General features: G+C 67.7%; 4 protein-coding genes. 2 read left to right on the top strand and 2 right to left on the bottom strand.

What is annotated here, in order from left to right; all coding sequences use genetic code 11:
• Nucleotides 1-571: MFS transporter (locus AC1DO7_RS40825; RefSeq protein ID WP_477117527.1), on the top strand; the 571-nt coding region annotated here is incomplete at its 5' end.
• 73 nt (nt 572-644) lie between these two features.
• On the opposite strand, the gene AC1DO7_RS40820 is transcribed toward AC1DO7_RS40825, so the two are convergent.
• Nucleotides 645-1,151 (bottom strand): DUF1993 domain-containing protein, encoded by a 507-nt coding sequence (locus AC1DO7_RS40820; protein WP_441613550.1) that lies wholly within the window; start codon nt 1,149-1,151, stop codon nt 645-647.
• A 208-nt stretch (nt 1,152-1,359) separates the two neighbouring features.
• Between AC1DO7_RS40820 and AC1DO7_RS40815 the strand changes: the two genes are divergently transcribed.
• Nucleotides 1,360-1,761: a hypothetical protein gene (locus AC1DO7_RS40815; RefSeq protein WP_441613549.1), complete on the top strand. Its 402-nt coding sequence runs from the start codon at nt 1,360-1,362 to the stop codon at nt 1,759-1,761.
• A 16-nt stretch (nt 1,762-1,777) separates the two neighbouring features.
• On the opposite strand, the gene AC1DO7_RS40810 is transcribed toward AC1DO7_RS40815, so the two are convergent.
• Nucleotides 1,778-2,709, bottom strand: a 932-nt coding sequence (locus AC1DO7_RS40810) for a LysR family transcriptional regulator (RefSeq protein ID WP_477117526.1), incomplete at its 5' end; no start/stop codon positions are given.

The raw sequence follows: 2,709 nt of genomic DNA, 5'->3' as shown, positions 1-2,709 counted from the left end.
CGGCTACGGCGGCTCCTTCATCCCCTTCACCTTCCTCGCGCCGATCCTGCAGGATGTGTCGGGCTTCAGCGCCGGCGCGGTCGGGCTGGTGATGCTGGTGTACGGAGTCTCGGTGGCGGCAGGCAATATCTGGGGCGGCCGCCTGGCAGACCGCCGCGGCCCCATCGCCGCGCTCAAGATCGTGTTCCTGCTGCTGGCGCTGGTGTTGTTCGTACTGACCTTCACCGCCGCGCATCGCTGGCTGGTAGTGGCCACGGTGCTGGCCTGGGGCGCGGTTGCCTTTGGCAATGTGCCGGGCCTGCAGGTCTATGTGGTCAAGCAGRCCGAGCGCTTCACGCCGGGCGCCGTGGACGTGGCGTCGGGGCTGAATATCGCCGCGTTCAACCTGGGCATTGCCGGCGCGGCCTGGGCCGGCGGCCTGATCGTGACCCACCTGGGGCTGATGCATACGCCGTGGATCGGCGCGCTGGTGGTGCTGGTGGCGCTGGGCCTGACGGCCTGGAGCGGGCGCCTGGACCGGCTCGAGCAGCCAACCCCGGCCGGCGCCAGGCTGGCGGCCGGGCGCGCCTGACAATCCGGCGCCCGCCGCGATCCTGGCGAGGCCGCCGCGACAGAAATGCCGCGGCGGCTTCGTTGCACTTGCCTTATTTCAGGCCGAGATAGTCCCGCTTGCCGACCGGCACGCCCTTGTGGCGCAAGATGTCGTATGCGGTCGTCACATGGAAATAGAAGTTCGGCAGCACAAAGCCCAGCAGGTAGGACTTGCCGTCGAAGGTGACCGGCTCCGGGCGCAGCTTGAGCTCGATGGTGCGCGTCTCGCTGCCTTCGAGCTGGGCCGGCTCGATGGTCTTCAGGAACGCCACGGTCTTGGCGATGCGCTCCTGCAGTTCCGGGAAGGTGGCCTCGTTGTCAGTGAACGACGGCATCTCGATCCCCGCCAGCCGAGCCGCGCAGCCCTTGGCGGCGTCGCTGGCGCGTTGCACCTGGGCCGGCAGCGGATCCATGTCCGCCACCAGGCGGGTCTGGATCAGGTCGGACGGATCCATGCCCTGCGCCTGCGCGAACGCCGCGCCCTTGTCCAGGATGGCGGACAGGCTGCCGAAGGCCCGGATGAACACCGGGATCGAGACTTCATACATCGAAAGTGACATGGGGGTGTCCTTGGCTGGAAGTTGGCTGGCGCATCCGCCCAGGGGGCGGGCGCGCGAACGCGAGCATAAACCGTTTCCCCGCTTCCCGCTGGCGGCCGGCCGTGCCGGCCCGGCGAGAACGCATCCCGGGTGAACCTGGCTCAGGCATCCTGCCTTAAGATATTCTGCTTGCACCCTCCCCGGCTGAGGCGCCGGCAGCCCCGACGACATGAACGCCCCCTTTCCCATCCGCAAGGAATGCCCGCCCGGCGCCTGCATCTGCAATCGCGAGGCCCTGCTGGGCGACCCGCATGCCGACATCCGGATCCTGATGCTCACGCAGGAGGAGGAGAAAAAGCTGGTTGCGCGCCTGGAAAGCCTCTCCAGCCTTGCCGACCTGCGGAAAATGGAACAGCGCATGCAGGCGCAACTGGGCCTCGTCGTCACGATCACCCCGAGCATCCACGAAGTGCGCACCATGCGCGGGATCAACATCCGGGTGGAAGACCAGCCCGGTTTGTGCCGCAAGACCCGCCAGGCCATCCCTGCGGCCATACGCCGCTGCCTCGAAGCCAGGCCGGAGATCGCCTACGCGCTCCTCGACGCGCACGACCTGCTGGGCGGCGGCTGAGTGCGGGTCCGCCATGCTACGCGAGCGCCTCTTCGGCGGCTCGCGCTGTCGTCGCGATCATCTCGCGCAGCCAGGCGTGACCCACGTCGTGGTCGTCGCGGCCATGCCAGACCGCACGCATGGTCTCGTTTCCAGCCGGGTACGGCGGATGCCGGCGAATCAGGTCGCCGCTCCTTGTCAGCGCCATGGCGAGGGACGCGGGCACGATGGACAGCATGTGCGTATCGCGAAGCAGCGCTGGAATGGCGAGCGAGTGCGGGACGGTGACTCTCAGCCGCGGCACCTCGTTCAGTTCAAGGAGCGCCTTCTCCAACGCACGCCGGTCGAACATCTCCGACTGGCGCGCGAGGCCACGCTCAACGATGAAACCCCCTACCGCGCCTTCCTCCTCCCCGCCGACGGACAGGGTGACGAGCGGGTACTTCGCCAGGTCGCGGAGCGTGAGCTTGCGGCGGGAAGCGGGATGTCCCTTGCGCATCAAGATGGACTCTCCCTGCGACATCAGCGTTCGCGAGTTCAGGCGGGGTGGCACCTGGGAAAAGATGCCGATGGCAAGATCGATGCGTCCCAGGTCGATCTGCTCGGCCAGGTCCAGCCGCGTGGACGGCCGGATGACAAGGTCGACGCCCGGGGCGGCCTTTTGCAGTTCGCGGGACAAAGGCGCAACGATCACCTCGGTGACGTGATCGTTCGCCGCGATGACAAAGCGCCGGCTGGACTTGTCGGGAGAAAACGGCTCCACGCCGAGCGCGTCCTCGATGCGCCGCAGCGAGTCCAGCAGGGTTGGCGCCATCGCCGTTGCACGGCCGGTCGGCACCATGCCCTTCCCCATGCGCATGAAAAGCTCGTCGCCGACAAGCTCGCGCAGCCTGCGCAGCGCATGGCTAACCGCCGATTGCGTGAGATTGAGGCGCTTGCCGGCCAGGATCAGATTGCGCTCCTCGTAGA

The organism is Cupriavidus sp. 05N40 (genome assembly GCF_056397305.1).
The sequence above is the reverse complement of the archived record's forward strand: the minus strand, read 5'-3'. Positions and strand labels throughout refer to the sequence as shown.